The organism is Oceanobacillus sp. FSL W7-1281, from assembly GCF_037969835.1.
Taxonomy (GTDB): domain Bacteria; phylum Bacillota; class Bacilli; order Bacillales; family Amphibacillaceae; genus Oceanobacillus; species Oceanobacillus oncorhynchi.
On sequence record NZ_CP150214.1, the window covers coordinates 367,397 to 389,278 of the forward strand.

Annotated in this window: 27 protein-coding genes and 1 riboswitch; of the genes, 21 read left to right on the plus strand and 6 right to left on the minus strand. The window is 39.2% G+C overall.

Annotated elements, in window-relative coordinates; genetic code table 11:
• The first annotated feature begins 15 nt into the window (after nucleotides 1-15).
• The 5 genes from MKX55_RS01950 to MKX55_RS01970 all read left to right on the plus strand — a co-directional run bounded on the left by MKX55_RS01950 (nucleotide 16) and on the right by MKX55_RS01970 (nucleotide 4,319).
• Nucleotides 16-528, plus strand: coding sequence for an N-acetyltransferase family protein (locus tag MKX55_RS01950; protein ID WP_339181829.1), 513 nt, complete (start codon nucleotides 16-18; stop codon nucleotides 526-528).
• Nucleotides 529-606: 78 nt separating this feature from the next.
• Entirely contained in the window at nucleotides 607-1,152 is a 546-nt protein-coding gene (locus tag MKX55_RS01955; protein ID WP_339235624.1) for a GNAT family protein, read from the plus strand.
• 171 nt (nucleotides 1,153-1,323) lie between these two features.
• Entirely contained in the window at nucleotides 1,324-2,043 is a 720-nt protein-coding gene (locus MKX55_RS01960; protein ID WP_339235626.1) for an EcsC family protein, read from the plus strand.
• Between the two features lie 389 nt (nucleotides 2,044-2,432).
• Nucleotides 2,433-2,951 (plus strand): TetR/AcrR family transcriptional regulator, encoded by a 519-nt coding sequence (locus tag MKX55_RS01965; RefSeq protein WP_339181836.1) that lies wholly within the window; start codon nucleotides 2,433-2,435, stop codon nucleotides 2,949-2,951.
• 414 nt (nucleotides 2,952-3,365) lie between these two features.
• Complete coding sequence (locus tag MKX55_RS01970) at nucleotides 3,366-4,319, plus strand: SDR family oxidoreductase (RefSeq protein ID WP_339235628.1); 954 nt, start codon at nucleotides 3,366-3,368, stop codon at nucleotides 4,317-4,319.
• A gap of 182 nt (nucleotides 4,320-4,501) precedes the next feature.
• Here MKX55_RS01970 and MKX55_RS01975 read toward each other — a convergent pair whose 3' ends face one another.
• Nucleotides 4,502-4,654: a small acid-soluble spore protein P gene (locus MKX55_RS01975; protein WP_339235630.1), complete on the minus strand. Its 153-nt coding sequence runs from the start codon at nucleotides 4,652-4,654 to the stop codon at nucleotides 4,502-4,504.
• 24 nt (nucleotides 4,655-4,678) lie between these two features.
• Nucleotides 4,679-4,918, minus strand: a complete 240-nt coding sequence (locus MKX55_RS01980; RefSeq protein ID WP_042531220.1) for a hypothetical protein — start codon at nucleotides 4,916-4,918, stop codon at nucleotides 4,679-4,681.
• Between the two features lie 478 nt (nucleotides 4,919-5,396).
• Between MKX55_RS01980 and wrbA the strand changes: the two genes are divergently transcribed.
• The 12 genes from wrbA to MKX55_RS02040 all read left to right on the plus strand — a co-directional run bounded on the left by wrbA (nucleotide 5,397) and on the right by MKX55_RS02040 (nucleotide 14,595).
• Nucleotides 5,397-6,008, plus strand: a complete 612-nt coding sequence (wrbA, locus tag MKX55_RS01985; protein ID WP_339238384.1) for an NAD(P)H:quinone oxidoreductase — start codon at nucleotides 5,397-5,399, stop codon at nucleotides 6,006-6,008.
• 192 nt (nucleotides 6,009-6,200) lie between these two features.
• Nucleotides 6,201-6,962: a class I SAM-dependent methyltransferase gene (locus MKX55_RS01990; RefSeq protein WP_339235632.1), complete on the plus strand. Its 762-nt coding sequence runs from the start codon at nucleotides 6,201-6,203 to the stop codon at nucleotides 6,960-6,962.
• Between the two features lie 54 nt (nucleotides 6,963-7,016).
• A complete protein-coding gene (locus MKX55_RS01995; protein WP_339235634.1) occupies nucleotides 7,017-8,078 on the plus strand; it encodes a suppressor of fused domain protein in 1,062 nt (353 codons plus the stop codon).
• A gap of 119 nt (nucleotides 8,079-8,197) precedes the next feature.
• Nucleotides 8,198-8,293: riboswitch (TPP riboswitch) on the plus strand.
• Nucleotides 8,294-8,439: 146 nt separating this feature from the next.
• Nucleotides 8,440-9,036 carry a thiamine phosphate synthase gene (locus tag MKX55_RS02000; protein ID WP_339238386.1) on the plus strand — a complete coding sequence of 199 codons (597 nt, stop codon included), beginning with the start codon at nucleotides 8,440-8,442 and terminating at the stop codon, nucleotides 9,034-9,036.
• A complete protein-coding gene (gene thiO, locus MKX55_RS02005; protein WP_339235637.1) occupies nucleotides 9,033-10,169 on the plus strand; it encodes a glycine oxidase ThiO in 1,137 nt (378 codons plus the stop codon). The genes MKX55_RS02000 and thiO overlap by 4 nt, the downstream gene beginning before the upstream one ends.
• Entirely contained in the window at nucleotides 10,166-10,369 is a 204-nt protein-coding gene (gene thiS / locus MKX55_RS02010; protein ID WP_042531226.1) for a sulfur carrier protein ThiS, read from the plus strand. Before thiO ends, thiS begins: the two co-directional genes overlap by 4 nt.
• 4 nt (nucleotides 10,370-10,373) lie before the next feature.
• A complete protein-coding gene (locus MKX55_RS02015) occupies nucleotides 10,374-11,144 on the plus strand; it encodes a thiazole synthase (RefSeq protein WP_339181853.1) in 771 nt (256 codons plus the stop codon).
• Entirely contained in the window at nucleotides 11,134-12,159 is a 1,026-nt protein-coding gene (locus tag MKX55_RS02020) for a ThiF family adenylyltransferase (RefSeq protein ID WP_339238388.1), read from the plus strand. The genes MKX55_RS02015 and MKX55_RS02020 overlap by 11 nt, the downstream gene beginning before the upstream one ends.
• 218 nt (nucleotides 12,160-12,377) lie before the next feature.
• The gene (locus MKX55_RS02025; protein WP_339235639.1) at nucleotides 12,378-12,908 is read left to right on the plus strand and encodes a hypothetical protein; all 531 of its coding nucleotides are present in this window, start codon (nucleotides 12,378-12,380) and stop codon (nucleotides 12,906-12,908) included.
• Between the two features lie 126 nt (nucleotides 12,909-13,034).
• A complete protein-coding gene (locus MKX55_RS02030) occupies nucleotides 13,035-13,604 on the plus strand; it encodes a DUF4256 domain-containing protein (RefSeq protein WP_339235641.1) in 570 nt (189 codons plus the stop codon).
• Nucleotides 13,605-13,710: 106 nt separating this feature from the next.
• Complete coding sequence (locus MKX55_RS02035) at nucleotides 13,711-14,169, plus strand: DUF3995 domain-containing protein (RefSeq protein ID WP_339235644.1); 459 nt, start codon at nucleotides 13,711-13,713, stop codon at nucleotides 14,167-14,169.
• An 84-nt stretch (nucleotides 14,170-14,253) separates the two neighbouring features.
• Nucleotides 14,254-14,595 (plus strand): VOC family protein, encoded by a 342-nt coding sequence (locus tag MKX55_RS02040; protein ID WP_339235647.1) that lies wholly within the window; start codon nucleotides 14,254-14,256, stop codon nucleotides 14,593-14,595.
• A 124-nt stretch (nucleotides 14,596-14,719) separates the two neighbouring features.
• Here the strand turns inward: MKX55_RS02040 and MKX55_RS02045 are convergent, their stop codons facing one another.
• Nucleotides 14,720-16,225 (minus strand): alkaline phosphatase, encoded by a 1,506-nt coding sequence (locus MKX55_RS02045; RefSeq protein WP_339235649.1) that lies wholly within the window; start codon nucleotides 16,223-16,225, stop codon nucleotides 14,720-14,722.
• Between the two features lie 135 nt (nucleotides 16,226-16,360).
• Entirely contained in the window at nucleotides 16,361-16,915 is a 555-nt protein-coding gene (locus tag MKX55_RS02050; protein WP_339235651.1) for a nucleotidyltransferase family protein, read from the minus strand.
• Between the two features lie 200 nt (nucleotides 16,916-17,115).
• Between MKX55_RS02050 and MKX55_RS02055 the strand changes: the two genes are divergently transcribed.
• The 3 genes from MKX55_RS02055 to MKX55_RS02065 all read left to right on the plus strand — a co-directional run bounded on the left by MKX55_RS02055 (nucleotide 17,116) and on the right by MKX55_RS02065 (nucleotide 19,382).
• The gene (locus MKX55_RS02055; RefSeq protein WP_339235653.1) at nucleotides 17,116-17,787 is read left to right on the plus strand and encodes an HAD family hydrolase; all 672 of its coding nucleotides are present in this window, start codon (nucleotides 17,116-17,118) and stop codon (nucleotides 17,785-17,787) included.
• Nucleotides 17,788-17,865: 78 nt separating this feature from the next.
• A complete protein-coding gene (locus MKX55_RS02060; protein WP_339235655.1) occupies nucleotides 17,866-18,810 on the plus strand; it encodes a YafY family protein in 945 nt (314 codons plus the stop codon).
• 83 nt (nucleotides 18,811-18,893) lie between these two features.
• On the plus strand, nucleotides 18,894-19,382 hold the full coding sequence (locus tag MKX55_RS02065) for a DinB family protein (protein WP_339235657.1): 489 nt from the start codon (nucleotides 18,894-18,896) through the stop codon (nucleotides 19,380-19,382).
• Nucleotides 19,383-19,488: 106 nt separating this feature from the next.
• On the opposite strand, the gene MKX55_RS02070 is transcribed toward MKX55_RS02065, so the two are convergent.
• Nucleotides 19,489-19,812, minus strand: a complete 324-nt coding sequence (locus MKX55_RS02070) for a hypothetical protein (protein ID WP_339235659.1) — start codon at nucleotides 19,810-19,812, stop codon at nucleotides 19,489-19,491.
• On the opposite strand from MKX55_RS02070, the gene MKX55_RS02075 reads away from it, so the two are divergent.
• Nucleotides 19,733-20,773 (plus strand): SLC13 family permease, encoded by a 1,041-nt coding sequence (locus MKX55_RS02075; protein ID WP_339238390.1) that lies wholly within the window; start codon nucleotides 19,733-19,735, stop codon nucleotides 20,771-20,773. The genes MKX55_RS02070 and MKX55_RS02075 overlap by 80 nt on opposite strands.
• 176 nt (nucleotides 20,774-20,949) lie before the next feature.
• Here the strand turns inward: MKX55_RS02075 and MKX55_RS02080 are convergent, their stop codons facing one another.
• Complete coding sequence (locus tag MKX55_RS02080; protein WP_339235660.1) at nucleotides 20,950-21,870, minus strand: LysR family transcriptional regulator; 921 nt, start codon at nucleotides 21,868-21,870, stop codon at nucleotides 20,950-20,952.
• Nucleotides 21,871-21,882: the final 12 nt, after the last annotated feature.

The window sequence follows — 21,882 nt, forward strand, 5'->3', positions numbered from 1 at the left end:
GAAAGGGAGAATAAAATGATAAGAGAAGCAACGACGAATGACTTATCAGCCATTTTAGAGATTTATAATGACGCCATCGTGCATACTGCCGCTGTTTATTCTTATAAACCGCAAACATTGGAGAACAGAGAAGTATGGTATAAGCAGAAAAAGGATGCAGGTTATCCCATATTTGTTTGTGAACAGGATGGAAACGTGGCGGGATTTGCTACATTCGGGCCTTTCAGAGACTGGCCGGCTTATAAATATTCCGTTGAACATTCTGTGTATGTGGACAAGAGCTATCGGAAAAAAGGAATTGCCAGCTTATTGATGCAAGAAATTATCGCTGTCGCCCGGGAAAGAGAATATATGACAATGATTGCCGGCATTGATGCTGCAAATGAAAAAAGCATTGCCTTGCATGAAAAATTCGGTTTTGAGCATGCGGGCACGATAAAAAAAGCTGGCTTTAAATTTAAGCAATGGAGAGATTTAGCTTTTTATCAATTAGAGCTTAACGGACCGGAAAACCCTGCAGAAGAATAGATATATGTATTGTGTGCCTTTGCTTTCTTGGGTTTTTCAGCGGGTTTATGCAGAAAAGAATGAAAAGGAGCTTTTGACTTGATTCGATTAGCATATTTTTCAAAAGAAGATTTCCAGCAATTAATTGATTGGGCGCCTGATGCTTCATTTATTGTACAGTGGAGCGGTTCGACATTCACTTATCCTTTGACAAAAGAACAGTTGGAAGCGTATATAGAGGGGGCAAATCAACCAGAAGCCCTTAAATACATATTTAAAGTGATTGATAATGCGACGAATGAAGTCGTAGGACATGTTTCGCTGGGGAAATTGGATAGAAATAATTATTCAGCAAGGATCGGCAAGGTATTGGTTGGTGCTGCTGACAGCAGAGGAAAAGGGTATGGTGCTCAGATTATACATGCAGCATTAACATTTGCATTTGAAAAATTAAACTTACATAAGGTTACTTTGGGTGTGTTTGATTTTAATGTATCAGCTATTAAATGCTATGAAGCAGCTGGATTTCGGAGAGAAAGAATCTTACAGGATGCGGCAAAAATGGGAGATGAATATTGGACGCTGATTGAGATGGCGATTTTAGCTGATGAGTGGACAGAAAAAAATGATAGACAAAAATCTTAATTCATGACGAATTAAGATTTTTCAATCTTTCCTAAAGGCTGAATCATGCAAGTTCAGTGATACTTTCTTGCATCTTTGCTAGTTAAAAGCTTCATTCAACCCATAACTGAAACTCTTTCTTGATTAAAACGTATGAATAAAGTATAGAAAAGAAAAGGCAGGTTTTTGAATATGGATTACGAAACAATCGTGTATGAAGAACTCCGAGTTTGGCGTAATAAAGTTTTGAAAAAATCCAGTCTTTTTAATCAGATATCGAAAAAAGCACAAAAGAAAATGAATAACATGATTCCTGAAAAGGCTCACAACATTATTACAGACAGTATTAAAAATATGGTGAAAGCAACATTGGTTGGATCAAATATAACAACAAAAAAACCTGAACCAACCGAACTTTCCTTGTACGAAAGGGACCAAATAGCCAAAGAAAAGCTAGCTTCTTATCGTAAAACTGCAGTTGTTGAAGGAGCAGGAACAGGTGCAGGGGGGATTTTCCTTGGACTTGCAGATTTTCCGCTTCTATTGTCAATCAAGATGAAATTTTTGTTTGAATCGGCAGCAGTCTATGGCTATGATGCGAATGAATATGAGGAACGGCTATTTATTCTCCATGTTTTTCAGCTTGCATTTTCCAGTGATGAAAAACGGAAGGATACGTTTTATATTATCGAAAATTGGGAGCAGGAGAAAGAGAAGCTGGTTGATATGGATTGGCGTGTTTTCCAGCAGGAGTATCGCGATTATATTGATTTGGTGAAAATGCTGCAGCTCATTCCTGGGTTTGGAGCAATCGTAGGTGCATATGCAAATCATAATCTGATGGATACGCTTGGGGAAACAGCTATGAATGCATACAGGATGCGCCATTTTGAGCTGCAAGCGGAGAAGTGAAAAGGTTCCTATGAGGTCTCCGAGGATGATGCTGCAGTATTTTTAGGTGAATGAGGCTTCAAAAGGGAAGCTCAAAAGGAAGTAAATAATATTGCTGTCTGTTTCCAAATTAGCAGAGAACACATTTTCTTGAAAATGTGTTCTTTGAACTGATAGTAGGTTATGATGATGGCTATCGAGCTCAGTTTACCAATGAACTTCATTATAAAATATAAATGAGCTATCTGATATAAAAACGTCTGCTGGAATAGAAAACGAGTAATGGGAGAGGGGATGTTTTTAACATTTTTCATTAAAAATTATTACAAAGTGCTTGCATGAATCTGAAAATAACGTTAATATTTATTTGTGATTGATTAATCACTAAATTTTTGAGTAGGTGTACTATCATGGTGAAATCAAAGAAGGAAAATCGTAAAGAAGAAATTCTGGAGGCAGGATTAGAAGTATTTGCAAAAAAAGGCTATTATAATGCAACTACCGCTCATGTTGCGGAAAAAGCAGCTATCTCTCAGCCGTATGTTTTTCGATTCTTTAAAACAAAGGAAGAGTTATTCGTTGCTGCCTTAGATCGGGCATTTGAAAGGATTCTGCAAACGTTTAAAAATGTGGAAGCAAGCCCGGAACAGCTCGTTGAAAAAATGATTGAAGCCTATGAAGAACTGTCCGAATTATATCCTAATGAAATTGCTTTGCAGGTAATAGGAATTTCCGTAACAGAAAAGCCGATACAGGATACTGCAAAAAAAGGACTATCTGACATTAGAAGCTATACGTTAGAAAGATTCAAGTCTGCCGGAATAAAGGATGCAGAAAGGGAAGCCAGTACGTTTTTGGCAAGAGGAATGCTATGTAATATTTCTTATTTCTTAGACCTTCCCGAGCTTATTGATGAGAAAGCAAAATAAATAATCAATCTAAGTTGATTATTTATTTTTGTAAGGTAGTAATTGATTAATCAATAAATAATTTAGGGGGTGAGAATGTGAAATTACGTAAGGTAGATTATGTTTTTATTGGAATTATTGCTGTTTGTATCATCAGCTGGTTGGATTAATTAGTTGCTAATCAATAATCAAAAGGAGGTTGAAAAAATGGTGGTGAAAAATAAAAAGGAACATGCTGTTTCCACTTTATCTGTAGGATTAGGCATTGCTGTCGTTGTGATTGTATTGTTCACATATTGGGATTAACTTCTTTTATTTATCAAGCTTATATTGAAGATAATACCTTAATAGGCGTAAAAGATGTAACATGGGAATTATTTTTTGGTTTTTTTAGTTATTGATTAATCAATAACTAAATAGGAGGGAGTATTGAAAATGAAAAAAGCAATTGTATTAGGCGCAACCGGAGGCACTGGTCAAGCGATTGTATCGGAACTATTAGACAGAGGAATAGAGGTCATTGCTTTTGGACGCTCTCAAAATAAATTGGAAGCATTAATGGCAGAACACAATCATCATTTGAATCTTACCTATCAGCTGGGTGACATATTTGATTGTCAAACGATTGTGGAAGCTTCTAAAGATACAGATGTTATCTTTCAGTGTGCTAATATTCCATATCAGGAAATGGCGAAAAAATTGATGCCGCTGGGAGAAAGTGTGATGAAAGCCGCTGATACTTTGGGGAAAAGAATCGTGATTGTTGATGGCATTTATGTATATGGACACCAAGTTGCGAAAGGAGATGAAAACCACCCTCAACATCCACATACGAAAAAAGGTAAACTTAGAGTAGCTTTCGAACAATTGATATTCAGCGGGAAATGGAAAAGAGCAAAAGCTTTAATTGTCAGGTTGCCAGATTATTATGGCCCAACTTCACAAAATTCTTACTTGCAGCCTACACTTGAAAGAATGGCTGCAGGTAAAATGTCCATTTTTATTGGCAATTTGCAAACGCCCCGTGAATATGTTTATTTGCCAGATGCTGCTAAGATGATTGTGAATATAGCAGATAAAGACGATTCCTATGGTGAGAATTGGAACATACCAGGTGCTGGACTGATTTCAGGTAAAGAGGTTATTCGAATTGCCCGGAAAGTAACAGGGAATCAGAAGATGGTTATTCCTCTGACTAAAAATGTTATCCGAGGGGTAGGCTTGTTTGATGCATTTATGAGAGAAATTGTTGAAATCATGTACCTTACTAAAGAGGGATTTATTTTGAGTGGAGATAAATATGAAAAGCGGATTGGCACGATTCCAGCAACTCCTTTTCAAAATGGGCTGGAAGAAACATTACAATCTTTAATAGACAATAAAAATTAATGTTATAAAGTTAAGAGGGGTAACAAAAGCTAAAGGTGATAAAGTAAGATAATGAAGTAAATAATGGTGTCAATGTAAAGTTAAAGGGGCAAAGGTATGAAAGTTCTCTACCATATACAAAGCAATTGACCCTTGCAGACTTTATAACATTTGTTTTGTATATGGTATAAACCATTCATGCGTCACATATCATGCGACGCATTATTTTTTTGTCTGGAATGATTTTTATTCTTCACTTTATGAGAACCTGCCAATGGCTCGTCATAAGGCTGTTTTGGACTTTGCGGCAAATTAGGTTGTTCCTGCTGTTTTGGTCCTTTTCGGTTTTTCGTCATTTATATTCAACCTCCGTCGTGTAGTTATTGTGCTTTTGTATTTACAAACGTATTTTCATCCTCGATCAAGCCGCATGCTCCGCACTGTATTCTTCTCTCAGGCCCATTATAGGCGATGTGAAATACTTCCAGCGGCTCCTGCGTGTAATCATTTAATACTTCTCCTGTGCTGGCATCTAATTTGACCGGATTCGCTACTTGTTCAATGACATTGAAACGCGACCGGTTTGTTTTACATCTGGGACATTGATATGGCTGGCTCATCTAGAGCACCCCCCGATTACATTATTGTTATTTAAGGTATCTTATTGGTATTTTCTCTGATTTCTATGAAATTATACGGGTATTTTCATCTGTTGCTTCATTTCCTATTTTTCAATCGTTTATCTAATGATTTAATGTGTTGACAAAATAAAAAGTACGTCATATAATTTATATTGAATTAAAAATAAATTAATTAATTATAGTTTGATTAAATATAATTTTAGAAAGAAGCGTGATGATAGGTAACTAAATGAAACACAGTTGGAAGCAGAATTGTCTCAAAAAGCGGTTATTTTTTCACTAAGTATAAAAAAGCTGAAATGAGGCATAAAAAGAACAGTTAGATATTGGGATGCAGCGCTCCAATAAAGGAGATGGTTCTGGCGAAGAAAAAGGGAAATATTTTAAAGAGGTGTTAGAAATGGGATTTTTAAATAAATTATTTGGAAAATCAAATGAATCAAAGGAGATAGAAACGATGACAAACACAAAAGTAGCAGTTATTTTTTATAGTATGGGCGGTACGAACTACCAAATGGCAAAATGGGCAGCAGAAGCGGCGGAAGCGAATGACGCGGAAGTAAGAGTATTAAAAGTGCAGGAATTAGCTCCAGAATCTGCTATTGAAGGAAATCCGGCATGGAAAGCAACTGTGGAAGCAACCAAGGATGTTCCTGTTGCATCTTCAGAAGATATCGAATGGGCAGATGCACTTATCTTCAGCACGCCAACGCGTTTTGGTAATGTGCCTTCTCAAATGAAGCAATTCTTGGATATCCAAGGCGGACTTTGGGCTAGCGGAAAAACAGTGAACAAAGTAGTCAGTGCGATGTCTTCTGCACAGAATCCGCATGGCGGCCAGGAAGCGACGATCCTGTCGTTGTACACGAGCATGATGCACTGGGGAGCTATCATTGTACCTCCAGGCTACTCGGACGAATCTGTATTTGCAGCTGGCGGAAATCCTTATGGTACAAGTGTCACTGTTGATCAAGACGGAAAAATGGTGGAAGATGTGGAAGCGACAGTTAAGCATCAGGCACAACGTACAGTGACAGCGGCTGAATGGGTTAAAAAAGGAAATCAATAATTCATGCTATTAGAAAAGATGGCACCTTTCATTTGGAATGGTGCTGTCTTTTTTGCATTTCCGGAAAGCAGTAAGACGTTGCTTCATGAATTAGGGGAATAGTAAGTTTTTAAAAACATAGAGAAAACAAGTATAGTGGCTTTATACTGCATTTAAATTCTTCCTAATAATCAAAAGGCAGGGATAAACAATATGAAAATAACTGATTACTCGCAAATTGCTGATAAATATGAGGACAATACATATCGATTAGATGAAATGCAATTTGATAAGAATTTAAAGGAGTATCAAGATAAATACCCTAAATCAATGTATCACGTGTTAGATTTAGCGTGCGGGACAGGTATTTATCTTGATGCTCAAACAAACGGTTTTGATAGCCGAAACATGAACTGGTATGGTCTTGATGCTTCAGAGGATATGTTGAAAAAGGCGAAGAACAAATTAAAAAATGTCTCTCTCGTGCATGGTTTAGCTGAAGATATGCCCTACGAGAATGAAAAGTTTGATTATATCTCCAATAACTATGCTTTTCATCATTTTTTAAAGAAGGAAGCAGCGCTTGATGAAATATATCGTGTCTTGAAGAAAAACGGTGTATACAAGCTGCATAATATTGCTGTCCATGATATGAGAAAATGGTGGGTATATCATTATTTTCCAACAGCATATGATGAGGATGTAAAAAGGTTTTGGGAAAAGGAAGTTATTTTTGATGAGCTTTCCGCAAGGGGGTTTAACACAGAGCTGCAGATGGCATATCGTTTAGAAAAAATCAGGGTGTCGGATTATCTGAGTTATGCAGAGAATAGAGACATATCCATATTAACGTTGATTGATGATCAGGATTATCAAGAAGGGTTAGAGAAAATGAGATATGATGTGAAGCGTAATCCTGAAAAAACCATCGTCACTGATTTTGCAGAGATGTTTTGTATTTCGACAAAGGGGTAGTGTTTTAGAAAGAAAAAATCGTCTTTTTGGAAAGGGAAGCAGAGGAGGAATTTAATGAATGAAGAAGTAAAAGCAGCCGGCTGGGATGCAATTGATAATGCAATGGAAGCAATTTATGGGAAGCAGGAACCGAAGCATTATGGAACAGTGATCTCTTATTCGCTGGGCGGGCCGGATCCTTTAGATGGAATCAGCGCCTATCAATCAGAGACGCCAGGCTTGCACTGGCATATAGTTACATATGGATTTTCAGAGATTTATGAAAAAGAAACGGATCATCCAGAAGTAAGCGGTTTTGGATTTGAATTAACTTTCAGATTGAAAAGAGAAGAAGGGGAAGAGGAGCCGCCAGCCTGGGCGCTTAATCTGCTTCAGAATTTGGGAAGATATGTTTTTAACAGCGGTAATGTGTTTAAAAATGGAGACTATATGGATGCAAACGGTCCTATCTGTTTGGAATCAGATACGGCATTAACCGCATTGGCATTTATTACGGATTCTGAGCTTGGTACAATAGAAACAGAAAATGGTCAAGTGCAATTTCTGCAGATGGTCGGTATCACAAATGATGAGCTTGAAGCAATGCAGACGTGGAATACACGAGGTGTTCTTTCTGCCTGTTCCCCATATATGCCTGCGTTTATTACCGATTTAAAAAGAGATTCTTTACTAAATCATGCGGATGTTTCCCAAGAAGTTGACGAAGGAAGAGAACGGGAAGGATCCAATACAGGATTTCTATTTAACGATAATTTAGCGTGGACTCCAGAAAAAAAGGGTTTATTCAGAAAAAAACCAGCAATGCTGACTCTGGGGGCAAAGCAAGCGGAAACCATTAGTAAAGTGCTGCGAGGACGTCTCTTGAAGGGAAAGGCTCTGACATTGGCAGGTCCTGATATTGTCGTTGCCATAGAGCCCGGGGAAAAGTCAAAATATGCAATGGAGAAGGATAAGGTGCGCCTGATTTTAGATGAGCAGAGTACAATCGAGTTGAGTGAGAAGCTGATTCCTAAAGAAGGTGTGGCAGAACTATTCTCGTTTGAACAGCTGACTGTAAAAATTGTTAAAACATACATGAAAGATAATGAAGGGAATGTTGTTCAGGTGATTGGGTAAGAGACCTCATTTGAAAATGAATTAACATTTCTTTGATAAAACACTAAACACTTTTGAAAGAATATCTTTGAAAATAAAAAATTATATGTTATTCTTTAGTTGTAATCTGAAAATTAAATAAGCAACACTAGGGGAGCCTTTGGCTGAGACGAATACTCGGACCCTTTGAACCTGATCTGGTTAACACTAGCGTAGGGAAGTGGCAGGAACATGACGATATATCATTCGAACAATGAATTTGTATATAATCAGGACCACTTATCCCGAGCTGGATAAGTGGTCTTTTTCGTTCTTTGGCCGACCCTGAAGCAAGAAAAATGGAAGAAAGGGGGCGATAAAGATAGACAAGCAGCTGCATCTGATCAGTGATGGCAATTTTTCCGAGCAGCATTTGCAATTAGTGAAACGGATTCAGGCTGAGATGGATTATTTGCATATCAGAGAGAAGAACAAGACAGCGAAGGACATTTTGGAAATCATCGGTGCATTAGAAAATATCGGATTGCCATTAGAGAAAATAATAGTGAATGATAGAGTCGATATTGCCGTGATAAAGCAGTGTGCAGGTGTTCAGCTGGCGTATCATAGCCCTTCCATTCCCCTTGTAAAAGAAAGCTTCCCTAAATTGAAAGCAGGAAAGTCTGTTCATTCTTTAGCAGAGGCAGAGCAGGCGCAGCAGGAGGGAGCTGATTATGTGCTGTATGGCCATATTTATTCCAGCAAGTCCAAAGCCAATCAGCAGCCCAGAGGATTAACGGAACTACAGAAAATGACTAACGCGCTCTCTGTGCCGGTATATGCTATTGGCGGGATTACGCCTGAGCGAACGAAGGAAGTAACTGCAGCAGGAGCCGCCGGCATCGCGGTCATGTCTGGTATTTGGCAGGCAGAGGATCCGGTCCGAACTGTCAGTGCTTACCGGCAAGCGTTGAATTCGTGGAAAGGAGGGAGAAGATGAATAAACAGTTTGATCAAATCATTGTCGGCGGCGGAGTTATTGGCTGCTCTATTGCTTATCAGCTGGCCAAAAGAGGCAATCGGGTGCTGGTTATTGAAAGGAATCAAATCGGCTGCGAGGCTTCCAGTGCCGCGGCAGGTATGTTAGGGGCTCAAGGAGAGTTTACAGAAGACAGTCCGCTTTTTCGGTTTGCACAGGAGAGCAGAGCGCTATTCAAAAATTTATCCGAGGAGCTGAAGGAAGCGACAGGAGTAGATATTCAATATATTCATAAAGGAATCATGAAGCTTGCTTTTCATCAGCAGCAATACAGCAAGCTGCAAACCATCGCGTCCTTCCAGCGGGAAGCGGATAACCCTGCGTATTTACTATCAGTAGAAGAAGCGAAAAAGATGGAGCCAAGTCTGACGGAGAATCTTCGTGCTGTCCTGTATTTGCCGGAAGATGGCCAGGTTTCCGCCCCTCATCTCACCAAAGCCTTTTCTCTGGCTGCATCTCATCATGGTGCGGTGTTGCATGAGCAGGAAAGCGTTAATGAGCTGTTGATGGAAAATGAGACGGTTTATGGTGTCCGGACAACAGAGGCAATCTATGAAGCGGACCAGGTTATTGTTGCAACAGGAGCTTTCGGAAATGAGCTGCTGCCTGCAGATTATGCTGCGATTCCGGTGAAGGGCGAATGTCTGCTGTTAGAACTGGATCAGAAGCTGTTTCAATCAACACTTTGGATGGATGGCTGTTACCTTGTTCCGAAGCAGGGAAAAAAGGTAATTGTTGGAGCCTCCTCCATACCAGGGAAAATGGATAAGCATGTCCATGCTGCAAGTGTCCAGAGACTGCTGTCACGAGCGCAAAAAATGGTTCCGGAGCTGGCAGAGGCGAGGATAAGAAAAATGTGGGCAGGCATCAGACCGTCTACAGCTGATGAACTGCCATACTTGGGCGAGATTCCAGGAATCCCAGGCTTATATGCGGCAAAGGGACATTATCGAAACGGCATCTTACTATCGCCTATCACGGGAATTTATATGGCAGATTTAATAGAAAATAAGCCGGTTTCCCCGCTTTATTATGATTGCTTTTATGCGGGCCGTCAAAATAATAAGTTGGAAAAGGCAGGTGAATCAACATGAAAATTACAGTGAATGGCAATGGATTAGAAGTACAGGAAGAGGTAAAGCATGTCAAAGGCTTAATCGACTTTCTGGGATTGGAAGATAAACCTTTAATTATCGAGCATAATCAGCAGATATTACAGAAGGAAGAGCATGAAAAAGCAGTGTTGGAAAATGGAGACAAGGTGGAGATTGTTCATTTTGTTGGAGGAGGTTAAGCAAATGCTTACAGTTGGAAACTATCAATTTAAATCACGTTTATTCTTAGGAACGGGAAAATATCCGGATTTTGATATTCAAAAACAGGCGGTAGATAAATCAGAGACAGAAGTACTCACTTTTTCTGTCAGAAGGATGAATATTTATGATCCCTCCCTGCCCAATTTTTTAGAAAAAATCGATGTGGACCGCTATACGTTTTTACCAAATACAGCAGGGGCAAAGGATGCGAAGGAAGCGGTGCGAATTGCTAAATTAGCGGCCGCTTCGGGACGGTGTGATATGGTGAAAGTAGAAATCATTGGCTGTGATAAAACGTTGCTGCCTGATCCGGTAGAGACATTGAAAGCAACAGAAGAACTGGTGGCAGAAGGTTTTACAGTGCTTCCTTACACCTCAGATGATGTGGTATTAGCAAAAAAACTGGAGGAAGCAGGAGCCCACGCCGTGATGCCTGGAGCTTCTCCCATTGGAAGCGGGCAAGGAATCATCAATCCATTAAATCTTTCTTTTATTATCGAGCAGTCAAAAGTGCCTGTTATTGTCGACGCAGGGATTGGATCGCCTGCTGATGCAGCGTATGCCATGGAATTGGGCGCAGATGGTGTTTTATTGAATACAGCTGTTTCCGGAGCACATGACCCTGTAAAAATGGCAGAGGCAATGAAATATGCAATAGAAGCAGGAAGACTGGGGTATGAAGCGGGAAGGATTGCGATGAAAGATTATGCTGTAGCCAGCAGCCCGGAGGAAGGGATCAGTGTTGGAAACTAATCGTTATCATCGTCAGATATTATTTGCGCCAATCGGCGAGTCTGGTCAGGAGAAGCTGGGTCAAAGCCATGTGCTGATTATCGGTGCAGGCGCTCTGGGATCGAGCAGCGCGGAAGCTTTGACGCGTGCAGGTGTTGGCCGCATAACATTAATTGACCGGGATTATGTAGAAGAAAGTAATCTGCAGCGGCAGCAGCTGTTTAGTGAAAGGGATATGGAACAGAAAATGCCCAAAGCCATTGCTGCCAGACAACGGCTTTCTGAAGTGAATAGCCATGTCAAAATAGATGCGATTGTTGGAGATGCTGAGGTGGATAGATTGCGGAAAATAGTGCCTGAAGCAGATCTCATTATCGACGCGACGGATAATTTTGAGACAAGGCTTTTACTGAATGATATGGCGCAAAAATATCAGAAACCATGGATTTATGGAGCGATTGTAGCAAGCTATGGAGTTACTTTCACGGTGGTTCCTGAAAAAACGCCCTGTCTGCAATGCTTGCAGGAATACATTCCAGTTAATGGCGCTACCTGCGATAGTGTCGGCGTTATCCAGCCGGTTGTGCAAAAGGTGGTCTCCCAGCAGGTAACAGAAGCGTTAAAGCTATTGACCGGTAACGAAGCGGCTTTATCAGGAAAGCTCATTTCCTTTGACCTTTGGAACAATGAGCATGTGGAAATAGATGTAGCTTCCTTACGCAAAGCGGATTGTCCATCATGCTCAGAGAAAAGAAGCTATCCCAACCTAGCTTATGATTCTCGTTTGAAAACCGCTGTGTTATGCGGCAGAAATACCGTCCAGCTCCGCCCGCAGCGTAAACAAACAGATTTGAATGAAGTAGCCAAAGAGCTGCAGAAGAATGACCAAATCAAGCTGTTTCAAAACCCTTATCTGCTTTCGTTTGAAGTGGACTCCTTCTTCCGTATTGTACTGTTTCAGGACGGGAGAGCATTGGTTCATGGGACGATGGACCAGATGGAAGCAAAAAATATCTATCATCGCTATTTGGGATAATTAACTTTTATCACAGGGAAACGCCCATAAAATTCCTCATTCTGCATAAAAAAGGAAAATATATTTATTTAGATAGGAAATCAGGTGAACTGACTCCTTAACTCAATCAGGCTCATTCAGCGGGAGAAAAGAAAAACTCCCGCTGAATGAAGTTTTGTTTTATACTTAGAGAAACGAACCTTAAATATAATTATTCCGCATAAAGTGGTGAAGGAAAAATGAAAAAAAGTATATATCTTACTCTGAGTATCCTTGTTTCCCTCATTATTCTGGCCGGCTGCAATGAAAAAAGAGATTATGAAACAGACGGACCTTTTATCACAGTAACCTCTATTTCTGCAGGGACAGATGAATACAGACATTTTTACCCGGTAAACTATGCTGTTTATGAAAACGGGAAGCTGACGCTGCATACAGAACAGACAGATGATATAAAAATAGGTGAAGATGCTCCAGTATATGAAACAAGTGTATCTGAAGAAGAAGTGGAAAAGATTAAAAGTCTGATAGAAGATAGCTTCTGGCAGCTTCCCGAAGATGTATCAGATGATGACTCCGTTGATGGGAGCTTTTATTATGTCGACGTCCATTTAACAGATTCCACGACTAGAGTCGGCGGACTGAATCCGAATGAAGCGGGATTTATAGAAATAGTTGATTATGTACATAATTTGGCAGAAAGGGAAAATCGGGAGCTGTGGGAGAAGCAATTAAGGGAGCATATTTATAAAATGAATCCTGATTCTTAATTTCTTGTGTAATCTAAACTAAATCATTTTTCGGGGTAATAAAATTTAAGATAAAAAATGAAATAACCTTCCTAAATGGATATAATAAGTTTAGATGAAATAATTTAAAGTATAAGGAGACTAAATATGACAGCAGAAAATAAAAAAGAGCTTTCACAAGTGGAACAGGAAGAATTACTGGGAAAATTAAAGGCACGTTTTGAAAAGAATACGGAGCGGCATCAAGGCCTGGAATGGAATCCGATTCAAGCCAAGCTGGAGGAGCATTCTGATAAATTAATCTCCCTATATGAAATGGAAAGAACGGAAGGCGAGCCGGATGTAATTGGATATGACGAAGAAAGAGAAGAATATATCTTTGTTGACTGCTCGAAAGAAAGCCCTAAAGGACGCAGAAGTGTGTGCTATGACCGGGCTGCATTAGAATCAAGAAAGAAGCACAAACCGGAAAAAAGTGCGATAGATATGGCAACGGATATGGGCATTGAAATGTTAACAGAAGACCAATACCGCGAACTCCAAAAGCTTGGAACTTTTGATGCGAAAACATCAACCTGGGTAAAGACACCGACGGATATTAGAGAACGAGGCGGAGCACTTTTTTGTGATTTCCGTTTTGGGCATGTTTTCGTATATCATAATGGCGCGGAATCCTATTATGGTTCCCGTGGGTTCCGGGGGATGTTACGAGTGTAGCAGTAAGCAGGAGAAGGATATGGAGAATCAGGAATGGATGTAAACCGACAATTCTTGATTCTTTTTTATTTGTACAAAGAATAACAGAGCAGAGAGGAGCATTTATTTGCTGGTCAATCGAGGATGGCTTATTTTAGGCATTATTTGGACGGTTCTTTTTGCCGGTATGAGCTTTTATTGGGCGAGGGGCGGAATGCTTGGTGTCAGATCTCTGGGCGGAGCAATCTACGAAATGTCGCTTGATCCGGAACCTTCCTTTGTTCGAATTGTATGGCTGACGGGCTTTGTGAAATTATTAGGCGCATTATTGCTATTGCTGCTGCTCGTTTCATGGAAAAATGCTGTTATCGCCAAGGCGCTTTATTACCTAGCAAAGCTTGCAGGTGTATTCTTATTTATGTATGGATTCTTAAATTTTATCACGATTTCAATGAGTGCATTTGCTATGTTGGATATGGATTTAGAAGCCCATGCAACCTTTTGGAGATTGGTTTTTTGGGAGCCGTTTTGGATGATAGGCGGAATTTGTTATTTTTTCTCTGTGAAAAAATATCGCTCTGTTTAAGGTTGTACGCTTGCTTCAGGTATACTTGTCAAACAGCTATTATTTCAATGCTGGAAATTTTATTCATTGTAAGGAGGGGATCGTATGCAATTAAAACATTTAAACCTAACAGTAAACGACGTGGAAGCTTCGCGGGAATTTCTGGAGAAATACCTTGAAATGACATGTGTGAATAGTCGTGGCAAAGGATTTGCAGCTATGTTTGACGATAATCAATTCGTTTTGACGCTGATGAAAGGGAAAGATGTTCAATATCCGAAAACCTTTCATATTGGATTCCCGCAAGAAAGCAGAGAGAAAGTAAATCAAATAAATAAACTGTTGAAAGAGGATGGTTATGAAGTAGATTCACCCATTGAATCTCATGGATATACGTTTTATATGGAGGCTCCGGGCGGATTTACTGTTGAGATTTTGTCTGAGTAAAATTAAAAATTCATTTATTTAAGGTATTCAAAAATCCCTGTGAATCACCGAGTACGTAATAAACTCGTATTCACAGGGATTTTCAAAGCAGCTAATAAGCTGCATCTAAATTTTGTCTAGACACTTATTTAAAATACACTTCGTCGCCTGGATAAATCAAATGCGGATTTGGAAATTGATTGATTTCCTGCAATGTTGTCCATAAATAATTATATTTTAGGCCAATTTCAAATAAGGTGTCTCCAGGCTTAACTGTATAGGCTTCTTCAGGATGATTTTGGCTTATTTCGCCGCCTAGTTCTATTTCTGCCGCATCTGCGATAATTTTTGGTAAATCTGTATTATCGAGTGATCCTGAAAATTGATCAGCTCCTGGCCCATATGCGTAGACGGGAATATCCACGCCTGTGTGGTTGGTGCTTGTCCATCCAACATTGGCCTTTGCACTGATAACTGCGTTGATTGCCATCTTAGGGTCTTCCGCTTCCTGGATGGTTTGAACTTCTTCTTCTGATAATTCCATATCCGTATAGTTTCCGACCACTTCTTTTGCGTTAGAGCGATCTTCATTTAGTTCTGCAGCGATGTTCTCGCCAGTCGCTGTTACACTGTGAAGCAATTCTGGATTTGCTGTTCCCGAACCGTTGGCACCAGCAGTCATGCCGCCTGTTTCATGATCTCCTCCAACAACAACCAGTGTATTTCCATCCTTTTCAGCGAAATCAATCGCTTCTTGGACTGCTTCTTCAAAAGCGCCTACATCGGTCATTGCCCATGCTGCATCATTGTCATGACCTGCCCAGTCAATCTGGCTTCCTTCTACCATCAGAAAAAAGCCGTCTTCATCATTGTTTAGGGTATCAATGGCGGTTTGCGTCATTTCTGCAAGGCTAGGCTCTTCCTCCGTATCACGATGCAACTCCGGTGACATGGCGTCATCTGCGAATAATCCCAGTAAATTTTCGTTTTCCAAATCAATATCTGTTTCCAATAATTGATTGCGGTTTTCAATAAGCTGATATCCTTGCTCTTCTGCTTGCTGGAGTACGTTCGTTTCTTCTTGTTTTCCGCCTTCAGATTCTGGAAGGAAATTATTTTTTCCGCCGCCTAGTAAAATATCAATCTCGTTGTCTATTAATTGTCTGGCGATTTCCGTCTCATTGTTCCGGTCATCTACATGTGCCCCAAATGCAGCTGGAGTGGCATGCGTAATCGTAGAAGTAGCAACAAGGCCCGTTGACATATCTTTGTTCTGTGATGCTTCTAAAATCGTCTGCTGCGGGTTACCCTCAGGGTCCAATCCAATAACGCCATTATTCGTTTTGACACCTGTTGACATAGCTGTACCTGCTGCAGCGGAGTCGGTAATATTGGAATCAGCGGAATATGTAGTATACATTCCCTGCAAATGGTTATCCCATACGGCAGGCTCCCCTTTATAATGCCGATAATTGGTGGCGTAGTCGGCATTAAAACCATCTGGAATCATATAAATGATATTTTCCGCCTTCTCTCCATTTTCTCCGCTATTATTCAATTGGCTGTTTCCGTCTGCGCTCGCTGCTGTGGTACTTACTCCTGAAAAAATAATTCCGGTACTTAACGCTGCCACTCCAAGCTTTTTTAACATTCCATCATCCTCCTTCGAAATTGAATCTAACCTCATTGTAGGTGGAAGACTTTAACTGAGGATGAATAGAATGTAAATAATATGTAATGTTCTGTTTTTTATTAATAAGATAAGGATAAGTTTTCATGTATCGCATTAATATTTTATAATTAAATTTTTCCAGGCTGAATCCCATTTTTTATTACGCATCCGCTCTTTATAAATAGAATGGAGCTTTGTACCTTTTACATAATACGGCGTTGGTTTGACAATGCCTTGAAATAAATCGTCTAAGCCATGAGGAGCCATTATTTTAATTTCATGACGATATATCTGTGCAGCAACCGCAGTGGGGGTCTCAGGAAAGTGAGAAACACCATCAAAGGAAGAGGTATAAGGGAGGTTATTATTCTTTAAATGCATCCTCGCTTGATTTTTCACAGACCATGGCTGTCCAGGCATCCATTTTTCTAATTTCGCTTCTAGTTTTTTCTCTGTATCTTCAGAAATATCCGTTTGGTCAAAATAAATAACATCAATATCATTTATTTTTGTATGATAATCATATAAGGTATCCCAAACTTTACTTCTGATTAATCCCGCAGCAACCCAGCAATCACTCAGTTGTAATTTTTCCACTGTTTGTAAAATCGATAGGATATAGCTGTCTTGTTGGAGAATCGCTATTAATCTGTCTTCGAACTCTATCATATGTATCACGCCCTTTTTTATCTGTCTATATTGTATAGCATAATCAGACTGAATGAAATGCTGCATAAACTATTTTATAGAAATATCTGAATATAAAATGAAACTTCACTCAGCGGGAGTTTTACGGACGGTTTTCCGTGATAAAATAAATGGTAAAATAAAAAAGATATAAAGTTAATTTATGAGAGAGGTAGATTCTAATGGGGAAATATAAAATCATCCTATTTGATTTAGATGGAACACTTTCTGATCCAAAAGAAGGCATAACCAAATCCGTTCAATATGCATTAAATAAAATGGATATTGTGGAATCCAGTCTGGATAAGCTGGAATGCTTTATTGGTCCGCCTTTACAAGTATCTTTTGCTGAGTATTACCATTTTAATGAAGCGAATACGCAAAAAGCAATCCAGTTATATAGGGAAAGATTTAAAGAAAAAGGGATGTATGAGAATACGTTATACCCTGATACGCCAGGGCTTTTACGATTACTGAAGGAACAAGGGTTTATTTTAGCAGTTGCTACATCAAAGCCGACAGTTTTCGCAGAGCATATACTAGATTATTTCCAAATAAGTACATACTTTGAACTCATTGTAGGAAGCAATTTGGATGGGACAAGATCTGCAAAAGCAGAGATTATCCAGTATATTATAGACAGTTATCCAGAATATACATTGGAAGAATTTATCATGATAGGTGATAGAAAGCATGATATTATCGGAGCCAATCAAACCGGCATAGATTCCATTGGCGTTACATATGGATATGGTTCGTTGGAAGAGTTAAATGGTGAGAAGCCCACATTTATGGTAGATAGTCTGAAACAGGTAAATATGATTTTGGGTGGAGAAGCCCATTCCGGAAAATAGTTGAAAGGAAAGTTGGTAAGCTTCATTGCGCATTATTTATTTCCATGCTCAACTTTTTATTCAAATGGAGGGAATCCCATGTCGAAAACCAAACGTTTAATCGAGCTAATGATGACAGTAAATGTAAAACGCAAATTCACAGCGAGAGAGCTGGCCGAAGAATTTAATGTCTCTTACCGGACGATTCTTAGAGATTTGGATGAATTAAGTGAGCTGGGAGTGCCGCTTTATTCAGAAGTTGGCGCGGATGGCGGCTATTATGTATTGAACGAGCGGATGCTTCCTCCAGTTTTATTAAAAGAGTCGGAAGCCATCGCACTTTATTTTGCTTTTCAATCTTTGCAATTTATCGGGGCTTTACCATTTGAAACAGAAACAGGCTATGTTTTAAAGAAATTATATAGTTACCTGCCAAATGATGCGAAAATGCGTATCGATACGATGAAGGATCGGATTGTTTTTTGGAATCCGAGTCGTGTACAGACTGCAAATGAGCTGGATATATTATTAAATGCAGCGGTAGATCAATCGACGCTTACGATTCAATATGACAGCCAAAAGGAAATAAAAGAGAGAATGATTCAGCCCATCGGCTTGTACAGTCATAATGGTTTCTGGTATTGTCCGGCCTATTGTTTTCTGCGTGAGGATATTCGTTTATTTCGTGCAGATCGAATAAAAAAAGCGGAGCTTACTAATGAAAAAGGACAGGAATTGCCTTATTCATCCGTGATGGACTGGATTGAGCTATCAGAATCTGAGGTTTCTGACCCGATTCCGTTTACAGTGGAGTTAACACGAGAAGGAGTACGGCGGGCGATGTCAGAAATGGATTTAGAAAGGCATGTTCAGAAGCGGCAGGATGGAGCTGGCTGGGTGAAACTGAACATACCAAAGACCGAGCTGACATACTTTGTTGATCTGGTCTGGAATTTTGGCAGGGAAGCGCAAATTATAGAACCAGAAGAAGCAATAACCCTTATGAAAAGAAAGTTAAAAGGTCTGCTGGAGAAATACCATTAATTTTTCAACTATTTTTATCAATGATGACAAGATTTGTCATGATTCCATGATAGGGTAGAAAAAACAATGAAAGGATGAGCGTAATGAATGCTGCAGCTATTTTAAGAGACGAGTTATTAGCAGAGTTGGATCTTGGTATCCAGTCTATGGAAGGATTGTTAAAAAAGGTGGAGGAGAAGGATTGGAGTTACCAGCCGGCAGAAAATATGCGCAGCCTCAGGGAGTTGGCGCAACACATCGCATCGATACCAGAAGTAGACTTGAATCTTTGGCAGGAAAAGGATCAGGAGACCATTCAACAGTTAGAATCAAAATATGAGAAGCTGGAATCTTCTGAGGAACTGATTGAAGCGATGAATCAAGGCTTACAATTGTACAAAAATTACATGCTGTCCTTGTCAGATGACGATTTTTTAACGAAAAAGACGAAACCCTTTTACCTGGAAAAAGGGGAAACACAGGCGCATTGGCTCGTGGAAGAAGTTTCTCACCTATTTCATCATCGGGGGCAATTCTTTAACTATTTAAAGCAGCTTGGTTACGATATTAATATGTTTGACCTTTATGTTTAATAGAAGACAGGATTGGGGATGAATATAATTTTGAATAAGGAAACAATTATTTGTGAACGCTTACGAAGGCAAAGATTAACAAAGCCGCTTGAAGATAGGCAAGATATCAAAGCCTATAAACAGCTATTTCAGAAATTACAGCCTGTAGCGCCGGTTTTGTAGCCATTGCACTCATTATATTCATTATTTTAATGGGTGCAGGGGAATCAGAATTGTTATACCATTCTCTTTCTGAGGAAGTTGTGTGGCTGATGGTCGGCTCGTTTATCATTGGCAAGGCGGTTAAAGTATCTGGATTAGCGGAACGCTGAACCCTTTTCATATTAAACAAGTCTAATAAAAAAACTAATATCCTCTTTGGTCTAAGTTCGGTTTTATTTACATCGGCATTTTTCATACCTTCTACATCTGGTCGTGCGGCCTTATCCATGCCGATTATCCATCAAATTGGCCGGAATTTTTCGGCAAAGGAACAGAGCGTGTTAGCTATATTAGCACCTGTTATTATATTAATGAGTACCTCAGCTACGTTAATAGGTGCAGGATCGCATTTAATTGGGATAGGGCTGCTGAAAAGCACGACAGATCAAAGTATATCTTATATCCAATGGTTTATATGGGGAGTCCCATTTACAATCGTCATTTCAGTATTTTCGGTTTTATTCATCAAATGGATACTATGGCCAAAAGGTGAATCAGAGGAAATAGAAGATCTGCAATCTGAAGAAAAAAATAAGCATCAAAAAACAATTAATGGAAAAGAAGAAAAGACTTTGATTTTAATTTCGTTTTTAATAGGGGGATGGATGACAGAAAGTATACATGGCTATGATATAGCTTTTATCACGATGGTAGGTGCAATTTTAATGATGATGCCGCATTACGGAGTTATTAGCTGGCAACAAGGAATTAATGCTGTATCCTGGAATTTGATTCTATTTGTTGCTGCTGCAACTGCACTGGGAAAGGTGTTGGTGGATACAGGTGTAGTTCAATGGATTGAAAATGAAATGCTAGGTATACTGCATTTGTTTACAGGATCTCCAGAATGGCTCATTGTTTTGATTATCCTGCTTATAACGGTGACAAGTCATCTATATATTACTTCGCATACAACACGCGCAATCGTCTTTATTCCAGGTTTATTATTATTTAGTGAAACAATAGGAGTTGAACCTTCAACAGTTGTTTTTCTAAGTCTGGTAGGTATGAACTATTGTGTTACATTTCCAGTCAGCTCTAAAGCATTGCTTCTCTTTTATGAGGAAGCAGGAATTTCATACGATGCTGATAAGCTATTAAAGATCAGTGCTATATTAATGCCTGTTTATATAACTATCATGATGCTATTCTATTTTTCTTTTTGGAGATGGACGGGGATGCATTTATAAAAAGTTTGATGATTTATAAGAACCTGATGAAGTCTTTATATGAAGAGCAAATCCGGAAAGAATTATAAATCAATTCGTTTCATCATGCAGGAAGGAAATGTATAATTATTCTGTTTAAGCAGATAAAAGCACGTGTTCAATTTCATCATTTTTAATTGCACGTATGCTTTTATCTGTTATCTTAACAAATGATTTAAAAATGTGTCAGCTGCCAAAGACAAGGAAGCACCTTTTTTCGTGGCCAATCCAATCTGTCTTTTTTCAATAACTTCATCGATGCTCACTTCAAATAATTCCTTATCAGCTAACTCCTTTAATACAAGCTCTTTCGTAACAAACGCAATACCCATACCAATTTTTGCACATTCGATTAATAATTCCACGCTGCCAACTTCTATATCAGGCTGCACATCCAGTTCTCGTTTAAGAAAAAGCTGATTTAGAAATTTCCTGGAGCTGCTTGCTTCAGAAAAAGAAATAAGCGGATATTCTTGGATTGCTGACAGAGAAAGCTTTTCTTTCGATAAGTGCTGAAGCTTCTTCCCTGCAACAAATGTGCTGTGAATACTTAAAAACTCTGTTATAGAAATATTATTTTGATGGACTGGCAGGTGAACAATGCCGATATCAATCAGTCCATTTTCCAGTTTTTCTAAAATCTGTGGTGTCGAGCCATGCTGTAATCTAATTTGGATGTCAGGGTAGAACTCTTGAAAGGTTTGTATATAGGGAAGAAGATAATGCTTGCATGTGGAATCACTCCCTCCAACGGTAACAGACCCGCTTTGTAGATTTTTCATTTCTGTCATTTTTTGTTCTGCATGATGAATTAAATCAAACGCTTGTTTGAGATAATCAAATAACACGTCCCCTTCCTTTGTCAGCAGAACTCCCTTTGATGTTCTGGTGAATAGCTGCATACCCAGTTCGTTCTCCAGCTGTTTAATGGAATGACTCACACTTGGCTGCGTAATAAAAAGCCGGTGTGCAGCTTTACTAAAGTTCTTTTCGATAGCTGTTATGTAAAATACACGATATAAGTCTGTATTTATAATATAGACACCACCTATAGCTCTTATTAAAAATAACAATTTCATTTATATCATAAT